18 protein-coding genes, 2 tRNA genes and 1 pseudogene are annotated in these 19,474 nt (G+C 69.5%); 8 read left to right on the forward strand and 13 right to left on the reverse strand.

Going from position 1 to position 19,474, the window contains the following annotated elements; translation table 11 throughout:
* Positions 1 to 12: 12 nt before the first annotated feature.
* Positions 13 to 1,425: an amino acid permease gene (locus tag ADL03_RS34770; RefSeq protein ID WP_053737832.1), complete on the forward strand. Its 1,413-nt coding sequence runs from the start codon at positions 13 to 15 to the stop codon at positions 1,423 to 1,425.
* Here the strand turns inward: ADL03_RS34770 and ADL03_RS34775 are convergent.
* Genes ADL03_RS34775 through ADL03_RS34785 form a run of 3 tightly spaced genes read right to left on the reverse strand, consistent with a single transcriptional unit; the run spans position 1,406 to position 5,527 of the window.
* Entirely contained in the window at positions 1,406 to 2,923 is a 1,518-nt protein-coding gene (locus ADL03_RS34775) for a DUF885 family protein (RefSeq protein WP_197288902.1), read from the reverse strand. The genes ADL03_RS34770 and ADL03_RS34775 overlap by 20 nt on opposite strands.
* 20 nt (positions 2,924 to 2,943) lie before the next feature.
* Entirely contained in the window at positions 2,944 to 4,470 is a 1,527-nt protein-coding gene (locus ADL03_RS34780; RefSeq protein WP_197288903.1) for a DUF885 family protein, read from the reverse strand.
* Between the two features lie 10 nt (positions 4,471 to 4,480).
* Positions 4,481 to 5,527 (reverse strand): nitronate monooxygenase, encoded by a 1,047-nt coding sequence (locus tag ADL03_RS34785; RefSeq protein ID WP_053737834.1) that lies wholly within the window; start codon positions 5,525 to 5,527, stop codon positions 4,481 to 4,483.
* 113 nt (positions 5,528 to 5,640) lie between these two features.
* On the opposite strand from ADL03_RS34785, the gene ADL03_RS34790 reads away from it, so the two are divergent.
* Positions 5,641 to 6,774, forward strand: coding sequence for an alkaline phosphatase family protein (locus ADL03_RS34790; RefSeq protein WP_197288904.1), 1,134 nt, complete (start codon positions 5,641 to 5,643; stop codon positions 6,772 to 6,774).
* Between the two features lie 13 nt (positions 6,775 to 6,787).
* Here ADL03_RS34790 and ADL03_RS50570 read toward each other — a convergent pair whose 3' ends face one another.
* A complete protein-coding gene (locus ADL03_RS50570) occupies positions 6,788 to 8,263 on the reverse strand; it encodes a chitinase (RefSeq protein ID WP_053737836.1) in 1,476 nt (491 codons plus the stop codon).
* Positions 8,264 to 8,360: 97 nt separating this feature from the next.
* On the opposite strand from ADL03_RS50570, the gene ADL03_RS34800 reads away from it, so the two are divergent.
* Both ADL03_RS34800 and ADL03_RS34805 read left to right on the forward strand, forming a co-directional pair.
* On the forward strand, positions 8,361 to 8,792 hold the full coding sequence (locus ADL03_RS34800; RefSeq protein ID WP_053737837.1) for an HD domain-containing protein: 432 nt from the start codon (positions 8,361 to 8,363) through the stop codon (positions 8,790 to 8,792).
* A 73-nt stretch (positions 8,793 to 8,865) separates the two neighbouring features.
* Positions 8,866 to 9,093 carry a hypothetical protein gene (locus ADL03_RS34805; RefSeq protein ID WP_053737838.1) on the forward strand — a complete coding sequence of 76 codons (228 nt, stop codon included), beginning with the start codon at positions 8,866 to 8,868 and terminating at the stop codon, positions 9,091 to 9,093.
* A 63-nt stretch (positions 9,094 to 9,156) separates the two neighbouring features.
* Here ADL03_RS34805 and ADL03_RS34810 read toward each other — a convergent pair whose 3' ends face one another.
* Both ADL03_RS34810 and ADL03_RS34815 read right to left on the reverse strand, forming a co-directional pair.
* Positions 9,157 to 9,771, reverse strand: coding sequence for a bifunctional 2-polyprenyl-6-hydroxyphenol methylase/3-demethylubiquinol 3-O-methyltransferase UbiG (locus tag ADL03_RS34810; protein ID WP_053737839.1), 615 nt, complete (start codon positions 9,769 to 9,771; stop codon positions 9,157 to 9,159).
* 38 nt (positions 9,772 to 9,809) lie between these two features.
* A complete protein-coding gene (locus tag ADL03_RS34815) occupies positions 9,810 to 10,277 on the reverse strand; it encodes a helix-turn-helix domain-containing protein (RefSeq protein WP_053737840.1) in 468 nt (155 codons plus the stop codon).
* A gap of 90 nt (positions 10,278 to 10,367) precedes the next feature.
* On the opposite strand from ADL03_RS34815, the gene ADL03_RS34820 reads away from it, so the two are divergent.
* The 3 genes from ADL03_RS34820 (at position 10,368) to ADL03_RS34830 (ending at position 14,639) form a co-directional block, all read left to right on the forward strand.
* Positions 10,368 to 10,958 (forward strand): dihydrofolate reductase family protein, encoded by a 591-nt coding sequence (locus ADL03_RS34820; RefSeq protein ID WP_053737841.1) that lies wholly within the window; start codon positions 10,368 to 10,370, stop codon positions 10,956 to 10,958.
* Positions 10,959 to 10,990: 32 nt separating this feature from the next.
* Positions 10,991 to 11,359 carry a PPOX class F420-dependent oxidoreductase gene (locus tag ADL03_RS34825; RefSeq protein WP_053737842.1) on the forward strand — a complete coding sequence of 123 codons (369 nt, stop codon included), beginning with the start codon at positions 10,991 to 10,993 and terminating at the stop codon, positions 11,357 to 11,359.
* A 70-nt stretch (positions 11,360 to 11,429) separates the two neighbouring features.
* Entirely contained in the window at positions 11,430 to 14,639 is a 3,210-nt protein-coding gene (locus ADL03_RS34830; RefSeq protein WP_157529573.1) for a hypothetical protein, read from the forward strand.
* A 39-nt stretch (positions 14,640 to 14,678) separates the two neighbouring features.
* Here the strand turns inward: ADL03_RS34830 and ADL03_RS34835 are convergent, their stop codons facing one another.
* From ADL03_RS34835 to lepA, 4 genes are all read right to left on the reverse strand, one after another.
* Complete coding sequence (locus ADL03_RS34835; RefSeq protein ID WP_053737873.1) at positions 14,679 to 15,329, reverse strand: TetR/AcrR family transcriptional regulator; 651 nt, start codon at positions 15,327 to 15,329, stop codon at positions 14,679 to 14,681.
* A 50-nt stretch (positions 15,330 to 15,379) separates the two neighbouring features.
* Positions 15,380 to 15,451: transfer RNA gene (locus tag ADL03_RS34840), tRNA-Phe, on the reverse strand.
* A gap of 21 nt (positions 15,452 to 15,472) precedes the next feature.
* Positions 15,473 to 15,545 (reverse strand) — tRNA-Asp (locus ADL03_RS34845).
* 229 nt (positions 15,546 to 15,774) lie between these two features.
* Complete coding sequence (gene lepA / locus ADL03_RS34850; protein WP_053737844.1) at positions 15,775 to 17,610, reverse strand: translation elongation factor 4; 1,836 nt, start codon at positions 17,608 to 17,610, stop codon at positions 15,775 to 15,777.
* A gap of 89 nt (positions 17,611 to 17,699) precedes the next feature.
* Between lepA and ADL03_RS34855 the strand changes: the two genes are divergently transcribed.
* Positions 17,700 to 18,122: a type II toxin-antitoxin system PemK/MazF family toxin gene (locus ADL03_RS34855; protein WP_053737874.1), complete on the forward strand. Its 423-nt coding sequence runs from the start codon at positions 17,700 to 17,702 to the stop codon at positions 18,120 to 18,122.
* Between the two features lie 47 nt (positions 18,123 to 18,169).
* Here ADL03_RS34855 and ADL03_RS34860 read toward each other — a convergent pair whose 3' ends face one another.
* The 3 genes and pseudogenes from ADL03_RS34860 to ADL03_RS34865 all read right to left on the reverse strand — a co-directional run bounded on the left by ADL03_RS34860 (position 18,170) and on the right by ADL03_RS34865 (position 19,331).
* A complete protein-coding gene (locus ADL03_RS34860) occupies positions 18,170 to 19,015 on the reverse strand; it encodes a helix-turn-helix transcriptional regulator (protein WP_197288905.1) in 846 nt (281 codons plus the stop codon).
* A 62-nt stretch (positions 19,016 to 19,077) separates the two neighbouring features.
* Positions 19,078 to 19,170 (reverse strand): annotated as a pseudogene (locus tag ADL03_RS49960) (transglutaminase family protein); the annotation flags it as partial.
* Positions 19,143 to 19,331 carry a hypothetical protein gene (locus ADL03_RS34865; protein WP_157529574.1) on the reverse strand — a complete coding sequence of 63 codons (189 nt, stop codon included), beginning with the start codon at positions 19,329 to 19,331 and terminating at the stop codon, positions 19,143 to 19,145. The pseudogene ADL03_RS49960 and the gene ADL03_RS34865, both read right to left, overlap by 28 nt.
* Between the last annotated feature and the right edge of the window lie 143 nt (positions 19,332 to 19,474).

Here is a 19,474-nt window from a genome sequence, read left to right on the forward strand (position 1 = left end):
GGGAGCTGAGGCATGACAACGCGGGGCGTCTTCCGGCGCAAGCCCATCGACCAGATCGCGGAGGACCGGGGCGACGGGCTCACCAGAACACTGGGCCTGTGGCAGCTCACGGCGATCGGCATCGGCGGCATCATCGGCGCCGGCATCTTCTCGCTCGCGGGCGCCGTCGCGAACAAGACAGCGGGACCGGCCGTGCTGGTGTCGTTCCTGGTCGCCGGTGTCGCGAGCGCGGCGGCGGCGTTCTCCTACGCGGAGTTCGCGGGTCTGATCCCCAAGGCCGGCAGCGCCTACACCTACGGCTACGCGGTGCTCGGCGAGATCGTCGGCTGGTTCATCGGCTGGGACCTGCTGCTGGAGTACACCGCGATCGTGGCGGTGGTCGCGATCGGCATCTCCGGCTACTTCACCGAGCTGCTGTCGTTGCTGCACGTCCAGCTGCCGCAGTGGATGCTGGGCGCGCCCGGCACCGAGGCCGAAGGTGTCGCCGCGGGCACGTACAAGGTGAACCTGTTCGCGGTGCTGCTGTGCCTGCTGATCGCGTTCGTGCTGAACCAGGGCATGAAGAACGCCGCACGGTTCGAGACGACGCTGGTGTACCTGAAGATCGCCGTGGTGGCACTGGTGATCATCGTCGGCGCCTTCCACATCAACACCGACAACTACAACCCGTTCTTCCCGTTCGGCATCTCCGGCGCCCTCACGGGTGCGGCCACGGTGTTCTTCGCGGTGTTCGGCTACGACGCGATGTCCACGGCCGCGGAGGAGTCGAAGGACTCGCAGCGGCACATGCCCAGGGCGATCATCTACTCCCTGGCGGTGTCGATGGTGCTGTACGTGCTGGCCTGCCTCGTGCTGACCGGCATGGTCAACTACCGCGACGTCGACGCGGAGTCCGCGTTCGCCACCGCGTTCGCCGACGTCGGCCTGCCCGCGCTGGGCATCGTCATCTCCGTCGGCGCGATCCTCGGCATCACGACGGTGCTCTTCACGTTCCTCCTCGGCGCCGCCCGCGTCGGCTACTCCATGAGCCGCGACGGCCTGCTGCCGCAGTGGTTCGCGAAGACGCACCCGGTGAAGCACGTGCCGTCGCGCATCACCTGGGTGCTGGGCACCGCCTCCGCGGTCATCGCCGGGTTCCTGCCGATCGCGGAGGCCGCCGAGCTCACCAACATCGGCATCCTGCTGGCGTTCGTCGTCGTCTGCGTCGCCGTGATCGTGCTGCGCTACAAGCAGCCCGACCTGCCGCGCACGTTCAGGACGCCGGGCATGCCGGTCGTCCCGGTGATCGGCGTGATCTTCTCGATCTGGCTGATCACGTTCCTCACGCCGGAGACCTGGCTGCGGTTCGTCATCTGGTTCGTGATCGGCCTGGTCATCTACTTCACCTACTCGAAGCGCCACTCCCTCATGGAGTCCAAGAGCTGACGAGGTCGTCGAGCGTGGCGAGCGGCACCGGCCCGTTCGCCAGCACGAGGTCGTGGAACGCGCGGATGTCGAAGCGGTCGCCCAGCCGGGCGGCCGCTTCCGCGCGCACCCGCAGGATCTCCAGCCGCCCCACCATGTACGCGAGCGCCTGCCCGGGTGCCTCGATGTACCGGTCGATCTCGGAGTCGATCTCCGGCGCGGGCATCACGGTGTTCTCGCGCAGGTAGTCGACCGCCTTCTGGCGCGACCAGCCGAACGCGTGCAGGCCGGTGTCGACCACGAGCCGGCCCGCGCGCATCGCGTCGAGCGACAGCATGCCCAGCCGCTGCTCGTCGGACGAGTACAGCCCCATCTCGTCGGCCAGGCGCTCGGTGTACAGGCCCCAGCCTTCGAGGTAGGCATCGATGAACGCGAACTTGCGCACGTTGTGCAGCTCGGTCTCGGCGGCGATCGTGAGCTGGAAGTGGTGGCCGGGGATCGCCTCGTGGAACGCCGTCACCTCCGACAGCGTGCGGCTGCGCTCGGTGGCGCCCAGCGGGTTCAGGAAGTAGATGCCGGGACGTGAGCCGTCCAGCGTGGCGTCCATGTAGTACGCGAGCGGCGCCACCTCGCGGTCGATCTCGGGCACGAACCGCACCTCGCACGGCGCCTGGGGCAGCCGCCCGAACCACCGCGGCGCGACGGCCTCCGCCCGCGCGACGGCCTCGACCGCGCTGGTGAGCATGTCGTTCTCGTTGTCCCACAACAGCTCTGTCCGCAGCCGCCGGAAGATCTCCGGCACGTCGGTGGTCCCCCACACCCGTGAGCCGATCTCCGCGTACTCCTCCCGCAGCCGCGCGACGAGGTCCAGCCCGAGCCGGTGCAGCTCGGCCGGGGTGTACGACGTGGTCGTGTAGTCGCGCACCAGGCGGGCGTAGTTCTGCTCGCCCTCGGGCAGCCAGCACAGCCCGGCCTGCTCGTCGTCGCGGCCGTCCACCGACAGCAGCACCTCGCGGAACCGCGCGAACGCCGGCCGCAGGTCCGCGTCGCCCTCCCACTCCTGCTTCGGCGAGGCCAGGAACCGCTCCACGTGCGCGGCGCCGTTGGCCACGTGCCTGCGCAACGGTTTGCGGTCGGTGTTCTGCAACCGCGCGGCGGCCTGGTCGAGGAACCGCGGGATGGCGCCGAGCCGCTGCGAGAAGTCGACCTGGGAGGCCATCGCCAGCAGGCCCGCGACCGGTGCGCTCAGGCCGGCGGCGACGGTGTGCTCGACCAGCCGCGCGTCGATCCTGGTGATGATCGACTCGGCCTCGTGCCGGATCACCGCCCTGGTCACCGCGTCCTCGTCGCTGGTGTCGACGCGGCTCACGATGTCGGCGAGCCGGGCGCGCAGGGCGGCGTGGCCGTCGACGCTGAGGTCGTCGAGCCGGTCGTCCCAGCCCGGTACGCCGACCATCGTCGCGAAGGTGGGCGAGAAGTCCATCATCGCCTGGAACGTCTCATCGGAGAGCGAAGTCACGCCGTCCTTCTTAGCCGTGCTCACCGGCCGGCGCCAACGTATTCGCGCACGAGGTCGCCCAGGGTGCTCAGCGGGACCGGTCCGGTGCCCACCACGAGGTCGTGGAACGCGCGCACGTCGAACCGCTCCCCCAGCGCGGCCTCGGCCTCCGACCGCAGCCGCTGGATCTCGATCCGCCCGACCATGTACGCCAGCGCCTGACCGGGCACCTCGATGTACCGGTCGACCTCGGACTGGATCTCCGGCTCGGGCATCACGGTGTTCTCGCGCAGGTGGTCGACCGCCTGCTGACGCGACCAGCCGAACGCGTGCAGGCCGGTGTCGACCACGAGCCGGGCCGCGCGCATCGCGTCCGCGGACAGCATCCCGAGGCGTTGCTCCTGCGACGAGTACAGGCCCATCTCGTCGGCCAGGCGTTCGGCGTAGAGGCCCCAGCCCTCCAGGTAGGCGTCGATCGACGCGTACTTGCGGAGGTCGGGCAGGTCGGTCTCGGCCGCGAGGGTCGTCTGCAGGTGGTGGCCGGGCACGCCCTCGTGGAACGCCGTCGTCTCCGCCTGGGTGCGGCTGCGTTCGGTGGCGCCCAACGGGTTCAGCCAGTAGGTGCCCGGCCGGCTGCCGTCCCGCGGCACCTCCAGGTAGTACGCGATCGGCGCGGTCGCGCGTTCGGACTCCTCGACGAGCCGGACCTCGCACCCGGCGCTCGGCAGCCGGCTGAACCACCGCGGCGCCACGGCCTCGGCCCGCGCGATCGCGTCGGCCGCACTGGTGACCATGTCGTTCTCGTTGTCCCACAACAGCTCTGTGCGCAACCGGCGGAAGATCTCCGGCACGTCGGTGGTCCCCCACACCCGCGCACCGACCTCCGCGTACTCCTCCCGCAACCGCGCGAGCAGGTCCAGCCCGAGCCGGTGCAGCTCGGCCGGGGTGTGGGAGGTGGTCGTGTAGTCGCCCACCAGCTTGAGGTAGTTCGCCTCGCCCTCCGGCAACCAGCACAGTCCCGGCTGCTCGTCGTCGCGGCCGTCCACCGACAGCAGCACCTCGCGGAACCGCGCGAACGCCGGCCGCAGGTCCGCCTCGCCCTCCCACGGCTGGACCGAACCGGCCAGCAGCCCCGCGATCCGGTCGGCGCTGCTGCGCAGGTGCCGCCGCAACGGCCGGCGTTCGGCGTCGAGCAGCCGCTCGCCCGCCTGGCCGAGGAAGCGCGGGAGCAGGTGCAGCCGCTTCGACATGTCGACCTGCGGTGCCATCGTGAGCAGCCGGTTGACCGGCGCGGCCAGCCCCTCGGCCACGGTGTGCTCGACCAGCCGCGCGTCGATCTGGTTGATGATCGCGGTCGCCTGGTGCCGGACCACCGCGAGCGTGACCGGGTCCTCGTCGCTGGTCTCCGCCCGCACCAGGATCCCGGCGAGCCGGGCGCGCAGCTCCTGCTCACCGTCGGCGCCGAGGTCCTCGACCCGGTCGTCCCACCCGGAGAGCCCGAGCATCGAGGCGAAGATGGGGTCGCGGTCCATCGCGGCCCGGAACATGTCGTCTGCGAGAGAGGTCACACGTCGAGTTCTAGCCGCGGCTGAAGCGCCGCGCCAGCGAGTTGACGGCGTCGAGCAGCTCCTCGTTCAGCCTGCGCACGACCTCACCGGCCGGTTCCGCCGTCGCGAGCGGGTAGGTGGTGCCCGCCCACAGCGACATGACCTCCAGCTCACCGGTGGCGCGCACCGGCCTCGTGAGGTGGTGCACGTTCGGGTACGCGGCGGGTGCGTGCGGGGTGTGCTCGATCAGGAACCGGTTCACCAGACCGCGTGCCGGGCGTCCGCTGAACGCGCGGGTCAGCGCCGTCCTGCGGGCGCCTTCGCGCAACGCCTCCCGTTGCGGCGCGGCGGTTCCGGCCTCCGGGCAGCCGAGGAACGCGGTGCCCAGCTGGGCCGCCACCGCTCCCGCCGCGAGCACGGCGGCGACGTCCGCGCCGTGCACCAGGCCGCCGGTCGCGATCACCGGCAGGTCGACCGCGCCCTGGACCAGCCGCAGCGCCGCCAGCGTGCCGTAGAGCTCGCCACCGCCGGGCGAGATGCCGTCGTCGGTGAACGTGCCGCGGTGCCCGCCCGCGTCCGATCCCTGCACGCACAGCACGTCCGCGCCGACCTGCTGCGCCTGCCGCGCCTCGCTCGGAGTCGTGACCGTGACGACGACGGTCGTGCCCGCCGCCTTGAACCGCTGCACGTCATCGGCGTCGGGCAGCCCGAACGTGAACGACACCACCGGTACCCGCAACGCCAGCACCAGTTCGAGCTTCGCGCCGTAGTTGTCGTCGTCCCAGCGTGGATCGCCCGGCACCGCACCGACCTTGTCCGCGCACTGGGTCACCCGCCGCACGTACGACGAGATGTCCGCTGTCGGCCGGGTGCCGGGCACGAACAGGTTGACCCCGAACGGCGCCGAGGTCAGCTCCCGGGTGCGCTTGATCTTCTCCGCGAGCTGCTCGACCGTGACGTACCCGGCCGCCAGGAACCCGAGCCCTCCGGCGTCGCTCACCGCGGCGGCCAGCTCGGGGGTGGAGGCGCCACCCGCCATGGGCGCGGCGATCACGGGCACGGCCAGCGTGTGGAACATGAGCTCAACCTAGTTGGACCGGCCGGTGGATGCCCGGTGAAGTGGCTGTGTCCTTGATGACGCAAGGGACGCAGTTCACCTGCCGGTCATGCCGGTGGGTGACACTCCCGGCCGTGAAACGCCGCAGTCTGCTCAAAGCCGCCGCCGGGTCGGTGCTGCTGTCCGCCGCACCGGGAGTCGCCCTCGGCACGACCGGCGTGGGCCGGCGGGTGTACGTGGTCGTGGTCGACGGGCTGCGACCGGACGAGGTGGGGACCGCGCTGACGCCGAACCTCGTCGCGCTGCGGGCGAACGGCACGTACTTCCCGCGCGCCCGGTCGGCGCCGGCCGTGGGAACGATCCCGCACCACGTGATGATGATGACCGGGGTGCGGCCCGACCGAGGCGGGGTGTCCGCGGACACGATCTTCGACCGCGCCAGGGGCGTGGTGCGCACGCTCGGCCGCGCGAGCGACCTGACCTTTCCCACGGTGCTGGAACGGTTGCCGGCACTGGGTTTCCGCACGGGTTCCGTGCTGCCGAAGGAGAACCTGCGCGGCGTGTTCGGCGCGCGGGCGTCGTACCGCTGGGAGCCGGGACCGCCGGTCGAGGGGAACGCGCCGGACGCGTTCACCTCGCACGCGCTGCACGCCATGATCGACGAGGCCGACCCCGACCTGGTGCTCGTGCACTTCGGCGACCACGACCGGGAGGGCGGTCTCGGGCGTCCGCTGGCCGTGCGGACGGCGGACGAGCAGCTGGGCAAGCTGGTCCGGCACCTCGAAGCCTCCGGCCGGTGGGAACGGTCCGTGCTCGTCGTCACCGCGGACCACCCGGTGGACCGGTCGTCACCGGACGGGTCGCTGCGGGGTCGTCTTGACGCGGATGCGTTGCTGCGCAACAGGGTCGTCATCGCCGAGAACGCCGGTGCCGACCTGGTGTCCTGGACCGGGCCCGCCTCGGACCGCGACCTGGCGCTGCGGCACCTGGAGTCGGTGGTGTCACGGGCGCCCGGCGTGCTGTCGGTGCACCGGCCGGCCGAGCTGCGGCTCGGTCCGGACGCCGGCGACCTGGTGGTGCTCCGCGAGGCAGGGCGGCACCTCGCCGCGCCGGCACCGGTCCCGTTGCTCGTCGCGGGCGGTGATCCGGTGGTGGGGCGCGGGGTCTCCGCCACGCCGGTGTCCACTGTGGATGTCGCACCGACGGTGGGGAGGCTGTTCGGCCTCCCCGAGCCGCCGGGCGGTTATGACGGGCAGTCCGTCATCTGAGCCGGACCATCATCTAGGGCAGGGAGTCCAGATGAGGGGCGACCGTGTTGGCGAACTGCCAGTTGTTGGAGGCGTCCCAGTTGATCGACCACGTCATGGCGCCGCGGATCGACGGCCAGGTCGTGCTCGGCTTGAACGTCCCGCAGTTCGTGCCGCGGGCCAGGCAGCTGAGCGCGTTGTTGACGTTGGCCGGCGACTGGTAGCCACCACCGGCGCCCGACGGTGACGCGGGCAGGCCGAGGCCGACCTGGTCGGCGCGCAGGCCGCTCTGCAGCTGGATGCACGCGAGCGCGGTCAGGAAGTTGACCGTGCCCTGGCTGTAGACCTGCCCGTCGCAGCCGAGCATCGCGCCGGAGTTGTAGTACTGCATGTTGACGACGGTCAGGATGTCCTTGGTGGCCAGCGCCAGCTTGAAGTACTCGGCGTTGACGTTCTGCATGTCGATCGTCTGCGGCGCCATCGTGATGACGGTGCCGCCGCCGGCGTGGATGCTGCGCAGCGCCTGCGCCATGTAGGTGGCGTTGACGCCGTTCTCCAGGTCGATGTCGACGCCGTTGAAGCCGTAGGTGGAGATCAGCGACTTGACGCTGTTGGCGAAGTTGGTCGCCGCCGTGGAGTTGCCGACGCTGATCGTGCCCTTCTCACCGCCGACGGAGATGATCACCTTCTGGCCGCGGGCCTGCACGGTCTTGACGTCGGCGCGGAACTGCGCGTCGGTGTAACCGCCGAGCTGGCTGCTCAGGCCGGGGTCGAGGTTGAAAGCGACCTGGCCCTGCGTGGCCGTCGCATCGGCGAACGACACCGCGATGATGTCGTAGGTGGTGGGCACGTCCGACAGGCGCAGAGCGCGCGCACCGTTGTAGAAGTTCTGCCAGTAGCCCGTGAGCACGTGCTTGGGCAGGCCGGTGTTCGGCGGGTTGCTGGTCGTGGTGGTGGTAGTGGTCGTCGTTGTCGTGGTGGTGGTGGTGGTCGACGTGGTGGTGCTCGTGGTCGTCGGCGGCGTGCCGGGACCGTCAAGGCTCACGTCGTCGGCGTAGTAGGCGGTCTGGCCGTACCAGCCGTGCAGGTAGATCGTCACGCTGGTGGCACTGCCGGACGTGAAGTCGAGGGTGAGCTGGGTGAAGCTGCTCGAGCCGGGCGTCCAGGTGTTCTTCTCCACCCCGCCGGTGACGCCCAGGTAGACGTAGCTGCCCTGCACCCACGCCGACAGCTTGTAGGCCGTGTTCGGCTGCACCGAGACGGTCTGCTGGCACTGTGCCTTGCTCTGGCCCGCGGGAGCGCCCTGCAACGCGTAGCTGCCGGTGCGCTTGGTGCCGGAAGTGGCGCTGGTGCCCTCGGTGCACGTCCAGCCGCTCAGGTTGCCGGCCTCGAACCCGCTGTTGGCGGCGAGGTTCGCCGCGGCGGCACTGCCGTTGATCACCAACACCAGACCGGCACAGGCGATGAACGCGGACAGCAGCGCGATCGCTGCTCGTCTGGTCTTGGACATGGTCCACCTCCACACATCATGCGGCGGCCATGTTGTGAGTGGACTAAAAATGGACTAGACCACTGCACTTGGTCAAGCCCTGGTTTAGCTTGGGGCCGTGTTCACCCTCGAAGACGCGGTCGCGATCGCCACCGCCGCCCACGACGGCCAGGTCGACAAGTCGGGCCGGCCGTACATCGGGCACCCGCTGCGCGTGATGGCCGCCGTGACGGGCGAGCACGAGCAGATGGCCGCCGTCCTGCACGACGTCGTCGAGGACACCGAGGTCACGGCCGCGGACCTGCTCGCCGGCGGCTGCCCGCCCGAGGTCGTCGACGCGGTCGTGGCGCTGTCACACCTGCCGGACGAACCGCAGGAGGACTACCTGCGCCGCGTCGCCGCCAACCCGCTGGCCGTCACGGTGAAGCGCGCGGACATCGGCGACAACCTCTCGCCGGCCCGGATCGCCCGCCTCGACGCCGCCACGCAAGATCGCTTGAAGGCCAAGTACGCGCAGGCGCTGAGGTTGCTCGACAAGTTCGTGAGATAGCCGACTTCTTCATCGGTACAGATGCCGTGAGCAGGGTGTATTATCGAATCGTAACCAAGATTGGAAGGACGCGATGACCCGCCACGACCTGTCCGTGAAGTCCCTGCGCTCGAGCCTGGCGACCCGCCGTGACGCTCGGCTGAAGCGCCAGAGCCTGGAGCGGCAGCTGGCCAGCTACACCTCCGAGAGCGACCGCCTCGAACTGGACGCCATCCTCTCCCGCCACAGCGCGGACGAGACGACCGAGCTCCGTTCGATCATCAACCGGCAGGCCATGGATCGGCTGATCCGCACCGCCTGACCGGTACATGTGTGGGCCACCCCCGGCAACGACGCCGCGGGTGGCCTTTGCGTTTCCGGGTTCCTAGTACAGCCGCTTGACGGTCAGGACGTTGTCCTTGCGCGCTTCCCGCTGACCGTCGGGCCCGACGAGCGGCCGTTCGACCACGTCGTCGGTGATGACGATCCAGTTGTCGGCGAGCTTGAGGTGGTCGAGCACGTCCTTCGTCGTCGGGAAGTAGTGGTCGCGGTGCTCCGACCACGACGGCGCCCCGGCGTGCCCGCCGATGACCAGCACCCCACCCGGCGCGACCGCCCGTGCGGCCCGCCCGAGGATGCTGTCGCGCTCCCCGTCCTCCTCGACCGGCGAGTGCAGGAACTGCGCGCTGACCAGGTCGTACTCCCCCTCCGGGAACGTCTCCTTCAGGTCGTGCCGCTCCACGGAGATCTCCACGCCGGCGTCCCGCGCGTGCCGGAGCGCCCGGTCCAGCGCCACCTGCGACACGTCGACACCGAGCACCCGCCACCCCCTGCTCGCGAGCCACACGGCGTCACCGCCCTCGGCGCACCCGAGGTCGAGCGCGCTGCCCGGTTCGAGGTGCTCGGTCTCGCGCACCAGCAACGGGTTCGGCTTGCCGGACCACACCTGGTCCCGCTCGGAGTAGAAGGCTTCCCAGAACTCCTGCGCAGTCGTCGTCATGCCGTTCACGATGCTGCGCGCTGTGCCGTAGTGGCAAACTATGTTGCTGATCCGGCAACAGCAGCGCCCGGACCGGCCAGCGGATCGACGTCACTGGGACCCATCGGCTCACCGCAGTGGCTGCACCGCAGCTCGACCTGCGCGATCTCCCCGCAGGCGTGGTGCCGGTACAGCACAGGGGGGCCGGCCTCCCCCGCCAGCCACCGGTCACCCCAGGCCGTCATGACCATGAGCAGGCTCACGAGCTCGACCCCCTTCTGCGTCAGCACGTACTCGTAGCGCGGCCGCTTGTCGTAGGGCCGCCGTTCGAGCACACCCTGCTCCACCAGGTGGTTCAGTCGTTCCGTCAGCACCTTGCGGGAGATCCCGAGGTCGCCCTGGATCTGCTCGAACCGGCTCATCCCGACCCAGACGTCCCGCAGGATCAGCGGCGACCACGGCTCCCCGACGACGTCCAGCGTGCGCGCGATGGAACACGCCATGTCACCGAAGCTCGTCCGTTGCATGCCACCACCCTAGCAATTGGGGTTCCCTCAAGGAACTGACACCTGCTACGGTTCCTGAGTCTCTTGAAGGAACTCAAAAGGAGCCGCCCGATGAGCAAGGTCATCAGCGCCCACTCGGTCTCGGTCGACGGCTACATCACCGGCCGCGACCCCCGCGCCGGACACGGCCTCGGCGACGGCGGCACGCTCTTCGACTGGTACTTCACCGGCGACACCCCGAGCCAGGCCTTCGACGGCTTCACCCTCAGCGCCGCCAGCGCCCCGCTCTTCGACACCCTCGCCACCCGCGTCGGCGCGATCGTCGCCGGCCGCACCACCTTCGAGGACTCCGACCGCTTCGGCGGCGCCAGCCCGGTCCCCGGCACGCACGTGGTCGTCCTGAGCCACGAACGGATCGAGGTCAGCGACCGCCAGACCCTCGTCACCACCGGCATCGAGGACGCCATCGCCACCGCCCCCACCCTCGCCGGCGGCAAGGACGTGAGCTTGATGGGCGGCGGCGTCCTCACCTCGGCCCTGGCGGCCGGCCTGGTCGACGAGATCGTCCTGCACCAGGTCCCGGTCCTGCTCGGCGCAGGCCGCCCGTTCTTCCGCGAACTCCCGTCCCACATCCGCCTCGACCTGCTCAACGCCGTACCCGCCCCCGGCGTCACCCACCTGCACTACGCCGTCCGGCACTGAGTCCCTCCAGCACTGACCCTTGGGAGCCCGCCATGACCCCCGACGTCCGCACCGTCCTCGACGGCACCCCGATCGCCCACCTCGCCACCGTGCTGCCCGACGGCGCACCGCACTCCGTCCCCGTCTGGATCGGCACCCACGGCGACCACGTCGCGATCCTCACCGGCCCGTCCTCCCGCAAGGCCCGCAACCTGCGCCGCGACCCGCGGACCGCGATCTCCCTGACCCCGCCGGACAACCCGTACCAGCCGGTCGTCCTGCGCGGCCGCGTGGTGCGGTGGCTGACGGGCGACGAGGCGTGGGAGGTTGTCGACCGGATCGCCGAGAAGTACATCGGCGGCCCTTACAGCCGTGACGAGGAACGCGTTGTGGCGTTGATCGAGCCCAACGCTCAACCGTGACCGGCGTGGGGTTCGAGACTCACCCTTACGTCTCTGTCACGGGCCCGTGGATGGCGGGATCATCGTCCGCATGCCGTGGACCAACGAGGTGTCCGGCCGGGTCGACGGGCACCTGGTGCAGGCCGGCGTGGTGCTGGGAGACGTCCGGGTGGACGCCGCGCGGCCGGTCCGTTCCGCCTACTCCGCCCAGGTGCGTGCACTCGCACCTGACCACATCAGCGGCAGGGACGGCGAGTTGGCCGTCCTGGCGGAATTCTGCTCCTCCGAGGCGACCGCCGAGGACTACCTGTGGTGGCGAGCGGAGGCCTGGTCGGGCAAGTCCGCGTTGTTGTCGTGGTTCGTCCTGCACCCGCCTGCCGGCGTGCGGGTGGTGTCGTTCTTCGTCACCTCCCGGTTGCCGGGCCAGAACGACCGGCGCGGTTTCGTGGACAACGTTCTCGACCAACTGCACGACCTCGCACAGCTTCCTCCCCGCACCGACCTCACCGACGCCACCCGAGAGCCGTACCTGCTGCACCTGCTCGCGGACGTGACAAACCAAATCCGCGCGCGAGGTGAGCACCTCGTCCTGGTGGTCGACGGTCTGGACGAGGACCGGGGCCTCGACGGATCAGCCGACGCCCACAGCATCGCCGCGCTGCTTCCACGCCATGGTGTCCGCGTTGTCGTCGCCGGACGCCCCACTCCGGCACTGCCCGCGGACGTGTCGGCGGATCACCCCCTGTGCACCACCGCACGCGTTGTCCCACTGTCCCCCTCGCCGGAGGCAAGAGCCGTGCGCGACGTGATGATCAGGGATCTCAAACGACTGCTGCACGGCAACGAAGTCCAGCAGGACCTGCTCGGTTTCGTCACCGCGGCAGGCGGCGGCCTCTCCACGGCAGACCTCGCCGAACTGACCGGCGCCTCGCCGTGGCAGATCGAGGAAGACCTGCGCACCACCGCAGGACGCAGCTTCGCCCGCCGTCCCGGGAATCCCCCTGTCCACCTCCTGGCCCACGACCAGCTGCACGCTGAGGTCGTGCGAATGCTCGATCACCGGCTGGGCTCCTACCGCGAGCGGCTGGACCGGTGGGCCATCACCTACCGCGCGCGGGGATGGCCACCGAGCACACCGCGCCACCTGCTGCAAGGCCATGCCGCGGTGCTGGCCGCGGTCGGCGCCAGGGACCGTCTGCTCGACCACGTCACCGACCCTCGTCGGCACCAGACCGCGTACACGGTGTTCGGTCACCACGACGCCTCTCTGGGCGAGATCGAGATCGCGCAAGCGGTCTTCCTCGACGATGACGAGCCGGATCTCACCGCACTGGCCCGGCTCGCCGTGCACCGGACCAGCCTGCAGGCAAGCGGAAACTCGATCCCGGACTCGCTCCCGGAGTTGTGGGTCATATGCGGGCGGGTCGAACACGCCCAGATGCTGATCAACTTGATCAACGCTCCTGTCACGCGTGCCCGTGCGTTGATGGGCACTGCGGAGGAACTGCACCACGCGGGTCATCCGGAGCGCGCAGCCCAGATGCTCGACGCTGCCGGGGCCATAACGTCGGCCTTCAACCAGACCTTGGGCAGTTGGCTGCACCTTGAGCTGGCCAAAGCGGCAACGCGGACAGGGGATTACAACAGGACCTGGCGTGTGATCGACGAACTCCGGCATGCCGTCAGCAAAGCTCATGTATGCGCTGCGGCAGCTCTCACGGCGTTGTCCTCCGCGCAACGCTGGCAGGCTGAACAGCTGTACCACGCCGCCGAGGAAGCGCTCGCGGTCAAGCCCGCGCCGACGAAGCCGTCTGGCTGGCGCATCAACCGAGCGGACGCCATCGTTTTCGCCACGATGGCGACCGTCGCTGCGGCTTTGGGGCACCAGCAGAGGGCGGCAGAACTGGCCGCCACCGCCATTGATCCCGAAGTGGCCTTCGAACTGCGGTCACGAAGAAATGTGGCCGACGTGGTGAAGATGTTGACCCAGGGCGGTTTCTGCAATTTGGCGCGGGCGATCGCCAATACCTGCGCCAGCGTGGAGGATCGCGAAGACGCGTTGCTGAACATCGTGCAGATGATGGCAGAAATCGACGACCTTGACGGCGTGGAGGCGTTCGCCCGGACCGCCGCGCAGACAAAGCACCGAAGCGCCCGGCTCGCGGCCGTTGCGCTTTCAGCAGGCAGGCGTGGAGAGCCGGCCCGAGCTCACCGCCTCCGAGTCGAGGTCGAGGCAACTCTCGACCGACTGCCGAAAGACGGCTTCCGCCGGTACGCCGTCATGGCGTCTGCGGTGGCCGCCGCGGACGCGGGACATGGTGACCGGGCTGAGAATGCGGCTTTCACGCACCTGCTCCCCACCGGGGACTTCACTGGAGCACTGTCAGTGGCCACCGCGCTCCTGCGCCGCGACGAACGCGACCAGGCCGAGCGCCTCCTCGAGGCCATCGAGCAGGCGGCCCGCTCGACGTCATCGGACGCGGACGAGCGCGCACTCCTGCGGTGGATCGACGTTATGGCGGACTTCAGAGACTTCGATCGCGCCGAAGCGGAGGTTCGCCCGCTCCAGGACGCCGAGATCCGCTCGGCGGCCTGGGAACGGCTCGCCGAGACCATCGCGACCACTGGCGACGCCCGCCGCTTCGAAGCCGCCCTGGCCCAGGTCACCCGTCCGTCACAGCAACGTCGGCCGCGCATGGAGATGATCCGGATGCTGCTGGCCGGCGGTGAGGAGGGTGAGGCCGTCCGACTCGCACGAGCAGCAGAAGTCATCAGCCAACGCGCGGCGGCCCTCGACTTCATCGCGGAAGCCAACCGCGACCGGGCACTGCTCGACGAGGTGATCGCTCTGGCGGCGAAATCGACCAACCTCGACGAACAAGCAACGATCCTGCGCTCCGCACTCCGAACCGCAGCCGACCTGGGCGACCGGACCACAGCCGATCTCCTGCTCGACAGGCTGCGCACCGTCCAGGACCAGATGTCCGCCGAAGCGCGACGCGCCGGCGATCACGCTCGGACGGTGTACCTGCCTCGCCGATTGAACACACTGACCGAACTCGCAGAACGGCTGGCACGTGGCTACGATCCAGACTTGTGGGATGCGGAGGCTCCGATGGTCCGCTTCGGAGCACCGCCGTTGTTCGCGGGTTCGTCAGGCCTCCCGTTCCGGGCACGGCTCGCCAAGGCGTTCACCATCGGCAGCTGGCTCGACGTAGTCGACCGGGCCGTCGACGAGGACCCGGACGTCTACGCCGCTATCACCGACGAGTTGGATCGGCTCCACGGTGGGGGCAGGTGATGCTCGACTCGCACCACGCCGTTCCGGCACCCCGGCGACCTACGCGCCCGCAGGTTTGGTTCGTCCCGTCACCAACGCGGGAGCCAGCCGTGGCATCGGCGGCAGTGGCGACGACGTGGGCGAGGCCTCGAACGCCTGGATCATGAGCGCGGCAAAGCGCCGGGACGCCGCGACGCGGGCCGCCGGGGTGGTGGCGTGGATGCCGCTGTTGGCCATGATCATGAGGATCAGGTCGTCCAGCACGACGTCGGGCCGCAGGCGGCCGCTGACCTTGGCGCGGCGGGTGAGCTCGGCGGCGGCGGTCAGCGCGGAGGTGCGCAGCGCGGCGAAGTCCATCGCGTGCGGGAAGGTGGACATGAACGCCGCGGTGAGGCCGTGGTCGCGTGCGTAGAGGTCGCAGAGCTTCTCGATGGCGACGCAGAAGCCGTGCCACGCGTCCGGGTCGGCGAGGCCTTCGTCCACCACGGACTTGCACGCGCGCATCTGGTCGGTGAACGCCTCGGTGACCAGCACCTCCTTCGTCGGGAAGTGCCGGTAGACGGTGGCGGGTCCCACCTCGGCGCGCCGGGCGATCTCCCGCATCGGCACGTCCAGGCCGGCGGTGGCGAACACCGCGCGAGCCGCTTCGAGGATGCGTTCGCGGTTGTCGCGCGCGTCGGAACGGCGCGGGTGGGACGGAGCAGCGGTCACCCCACCCACCCTAGCCAAACGGACGGGGGTGTCCGGTACGTGCTCGTGCGTGGCTCCCCAGGGAGTCGAACCCTGTCCTCCGGATCTTCACCCCGGTGCTCTGCCAGTTGAGCTGAAGAGCCTTTTCTGCGTAGAAAAACGCGCGCTCACGACGGGACTCGAACCCGCGTATCGCCGCATCGACAATGCGGTGCCTAGCCGCTGGGCCACGTGAGCAAATGAAAAAGGCCGCCCGCATCGGATCACCCGAACGGACGGCCACCTGACCGGAAAAAGGTCAGCAGTGGGCCGCCACCAGGGCGAACACGTCGGACCGGAGATCGAAGAAGTCAGTCATGGCGGTCCCCTCTCAGCTCGACGTTGCCCACAGCATCAGCCACGACAACGACACCGGTCAACCAAATAAAAAGCCGGACCCGCAGGTCCGGCTCTTTCAGCGGAAAGCCTACTTCTTGCCCTTCGGCTCGTCCGTGGACAGCGCGGCGACGAAGGCCTCCTGCGGCACCTCGACGCGGCCGACCATCTTCATCCGCTTCTTGCCTTCCTTCTGCTTCTCCAGCAGCTTGCGCTTACGGGTGATGTCACCGCCGTAGCACTTGGCCAGCACGTCCTTGCGGATGGCGCGGATCGTCTCGCGGGCGATCACGCGGGCACCGATCGCGGCCTGGATCGGCACCTCGAACTGCTGCCTGGGGATGAGCTCACGCAGACGGGTCGCCATGCGCGTGCCGTACGCGTAGGCGTAGTCCTTGTGCACGATCGCGCTGAACGCGTCGACCGTCTCGCCCTGCAGCAGGATGTCGACCTTGACGAGCTCCGCGTCCTGCTCGCCGGCCTCTTCGTAGTCGAGGGAGGCGTAGCCGCGGGTGCGGGACTTCAGGGAGTCGAAGAAGTCGAAGATGATCTCGCCGAGCGGCATCGTGTAGCGCAGCTCGACGCGGTCCTCCGACAGGTAGTCCATGCCGCCGAGCTGGCCGCGCTTGGACTGGCAGAGCTCCATGATCGCGCCGATGTAGTCGGACGGGGCGATGATGGTGCACTTGGTGACGGGCTCGTAGACCTCGGCGCGCTTGCCCTCCGGCCAGTCGGACGGGTTCGTCACGACGTGCTCGGTGCCGTCCTCCATCACGACGCGGTACACGACGTTCGGGGCGGTGGAGATCAGGTCGAGGCCGTACTCGCGTTCGAGGCGGTCGCGGGTGATCTCCAGGTGCAGCAGGCCGAGGAAGCCGCAGCGGAAGCCGAAGCCCAGTGCCGCGGAGGTCTCCGGCTCGTAGGTGAGCGCGGCGTCGTTGAGCTGGAGCTTGTCCAGCGCCTCGCGCAGCTCCGGGTAGTCGGAGCCGTCGACCGGGTACAGGCCGGAGTAGACCATCGGGCGGGGCTCGCGGTAGCCGGCCAGCGGTTCCGTGGCGCCCTTGCGCTCCGACGTGACGGTGTCGCCGACCTTCGACTGGCGCACGTCCTTCACGCCGGTGATCAGGTAGCCCACCTCGCCGACACCGAGGCCCTGCGACGGCTTCGGCTCCGGGGAGACGATGCCGACCTCGAGGATCTCGTGGGTGGCGCCGGTCGACATCATCTTGATGCGCTCGCGCGGCGTGATCTTGCCGTCGACGACGCGGATGTAGGTGACGACGCCGCGGTAGGTGTCGTAGACCGAGTCGAAGATCATCGCGCGGGCCGGGGAGTCCGCCGCACCGACCGGGGACGGGACCTTCCGCACGACCTCGTCGAGCAGCGCCTCGACGCCGAGACCGGTCTTCGCGGAGACGCGCAGCACCTCTTCGGGCTCGCAGCCCACGATGTGCGCGATCTCCTTCGCGTACTTGTCCGGGTCGGCGGCCGGCAGGTCGATCTTGTTCAGCACCGGGATGATGGTGAGGTCGTTCTCCATCGCCAGGTACAGGTTCGCCAGCGTCTGCGCCTCGATGCCCTGCGCGGCGTCGACGAGCAGCACGGCGCCCTCGCAGGCCTCCAGCGCGCGGGACACCTCGTAGGTGAAGTCCACGTGGCCCGGCGTGTCGATCATGTGCAGGACGTGGTCCTGCCCTTCGAGCTGCCACGGCAGGCGCACGTTCTGCGCCTTGATGGTGATACCGCGCTCACGCTCGATATCCATGCGGTCGAGGTACTGAGCGCGCATCGCCCGCGCCTCGACGACGCCGGTGAGCTGCAGCATCCGGTCGGCCAGCGTGGACTTGCCGTGGTCGATGTGCGCGATGATGCAGAAGTTCCGGATGAGCTCCGGCGGCGTGAACGTCGTGTCGGCGAACGTGGTCAAGGCGGTCCTCAGCAGGAAATCGGACGGGTGTCCCCTTATGGTCCCATAGAGCCCGCCGTGCTCTGCACCACTAGGGTGCGTCCGTGCTGATGAACGGTGAGGACCCCCGCCCGGCCAAGGGCGCGGTCCGCGAGATCCACGACGCCGCCGAGGCCGCGAAGCTCGAGTACGAGCCCTCCGCTGACGGCGACGCAGACCCCGGTGAGATCGTCTGGGCCTGGGTGCCCTTCGAGGAGGACGCCTCCCGCGGCAAGGACCGCCCGCTGCTGGTGGTCGGCCGCGCGAAGGGCGAACTGGTCGCCCTGATGCTCTCCTCGAAGGAGCCGCGCGACGACTACCTGGAGCTGGGCGCCGGCGCCTGGGACCGCGAGGGCCGCCCCTCCTACCTGCGGCTCGACCGCGTCTTCGCGCTCGATTCCGACGACGACATCCGCCGCGAGGGCGCCGTGCTCGCCCCGGTCGCCTTCGGCCAGGTCGTCGACGCCCTGCGCGACCGCCACGGCTGGCGCTGACCGCACCCGGCTGCGGGGACACCCGGCGGTGCCCCCGCAGCCGTCTCTCACGCCGCGTGCGGCCCCTGGTCGTCGTTGCCCTTCCGCGCCCGGCCGGCGTAGTCAGCGAGCTTGACCCGCGACTGCTCCGCATCCAGCGCCACCTCGGCCAGGCGGTCGAACAGCAACCTGACCCGCGCTATGACGGCGGGGTCCTGCACGAACACCTGCGCGATCTCGTTCTCGCTGAAGGCGACCGGCATCGCCTTCTCGTACTCCCAGAGCAGGCAGCCGTTCGACGGCACCACGACGCGCGCGGGCACGACCCTGATCATGTGCTCCTCGGACAGCAGCCGGGCGCACTGGTCCTCCATGACCCGTTTGCCGCCGACCCGTTGCTGCAACGCGAACTCGTGGACGTAGAACAGGCACTTCGGCCGGTCGGGCCGGCGGAGAACGGTTTGCCGGTCCATCCGGCGCCGCACAGCCTCGGCAATTCGCTCTTTGGTCGAGAATCCGCCGAGCCGGTGCAGCGCGTCGGCGTATTCCTCGGTCTGCACGAGGCCGGGCACCTTCGTCGCCGAGTAGCACGTGATCGACGTGGCGGTGGACTCGGCTATCGCCACCGTGCGCACGTCGTCCGGCCCGTGCACGAGGTACTCGTCGAAGGCGTACTGGTAGCGGCTCCGGAACTCGTCGATGGTCTGGATGTCCTTGCCGCACATGGTGAACAGCTGCACCAGGTCCATCTCGGTGGCCCGCACCTTGCCGTGTTCGAGGTTGGACACCTTGCTCGGGTCCCACCCCAGCCGCATCGCGAGCGCGGCCCCGCTCATGCCCGTGCCGGTCTCCCGTAGCCGGCGCAACTCGTCGCCAAGATCCCTGCTGTACGCGGTAGAAGTAAATGCAGTCACGCCAGAAAGTTATGGCTTGTATTAATTCCATGGTACGGGCTCGTTCGGGTGAAAAACCGCTGGGCAAGCCTCGTGATGGCGACCGTGGCCTCCAACGCCGTCGCCGCACCGCCGGAGCAGCCCCCTTTCAACGGCGCCACGTCAGCGTAGTCACGAGTGGGAGTAGTGCTGCGACACGGCCTCGCAGGCGTCCCCTGGCCGTCTTCTGCAGCACCGAGAGCCTCTTCGGCAGGCCGGGGTGCGGCCGCAGCAGCTCCAGGCCGCTGAGCGCCTTGCCGAGCAGCCGCAACGTCTCCGCCCGCGCGCCCACTCGCACCGACGCTGGCTCTCCTGCCGAGCGGCTGGCTTGTCGAGAACGTGAAAAGCCCTGCGGGGAGCGCTCATGGCGCTCAACCCGCAGGGCTAAATTAAGTTCGGCGGCGACCTACTCTCCCACACCGTAACCAGTGCAGTACCATC

The organism is Nocardia sp. NRRL S-836, assembly GCF_001279525.1.
In the GTDB taxonomy this organism is placed as follows: Bacteria; Actinomycetota; Actinomycetes; order Mycobacteriales; family Pseudonocardiaceae; genus Lentzea.

Coding starts and splice junctions, on each gene's coding strand:
- ADL03_RS34820 (WP_053737841.1), top strand. CDS start 10,368: ATGAGCAAGGTCATCAGCGCCCACTCGGTCTCGGTCGACGGCTACATC.
- ADL03_RS34805 (WP_053737838.1), top strand. CDS start 8,866: ATGACCCGCCACGACCTGTCCGTGAAGTCCCTGCGCTCGAGCCTGGCG.
- ADL03_RS34830 (WP_157529573.1), top strand. CDS start 11,430: ATGCCGTGGACCAACGAGGTGTCCGGCCGGGTCGACGGGCACCTGGTG.
- ADL03_RS34785 (WP_053737834.1), bottom strand. CDS start 5,527: ATGTTCCACACGCTGGCCGTGCCCGTGATCGCCGCGCCCATGGCGGGT.
- ADL03_RS34855 (WP_053737874.1), top strand. CDS start 17,700: ATGAACGGTGAGGACCCCCGCCCGGCCAAGGGCGCGGTCCGCGAGATC.
- ADL03_RS34770 (WP_053737832.1), top strand. CDS start 13: ATGACAACGCGGGGCGTCTTCCGGCGCAAGCCCATCGACCAGATCGCG.
- ADL03_RS34810 (WP_053737839.1), bottom strand. CDS start 9,771: ATGACGACGACTGCGCAGGAGTTCTGGGAAGCCTTCTACTCCGAGCGG.
- ADL03_RS50570 (WP_053737836.1), bottom strand. CDS start 8,263: ATGTCCAAGACCAGACGAGCAGCGATCGCGCTGCTGTCCGCGTTCATC.
- ADL03_RS34815 (WP_053737840.1), bottom strand. CDS start 10,277: ATGCAACGGACGAGCTTCGGTGACATGGCGTGTTCCATCGCGCGCACG.
- ADL03_RS34825 (WP_053737842.1), top strand. CDS start 10,991: ATGACCCCCGACGTCCGCACCGTCCTCGACGGCACCCCGATCGCCCAC.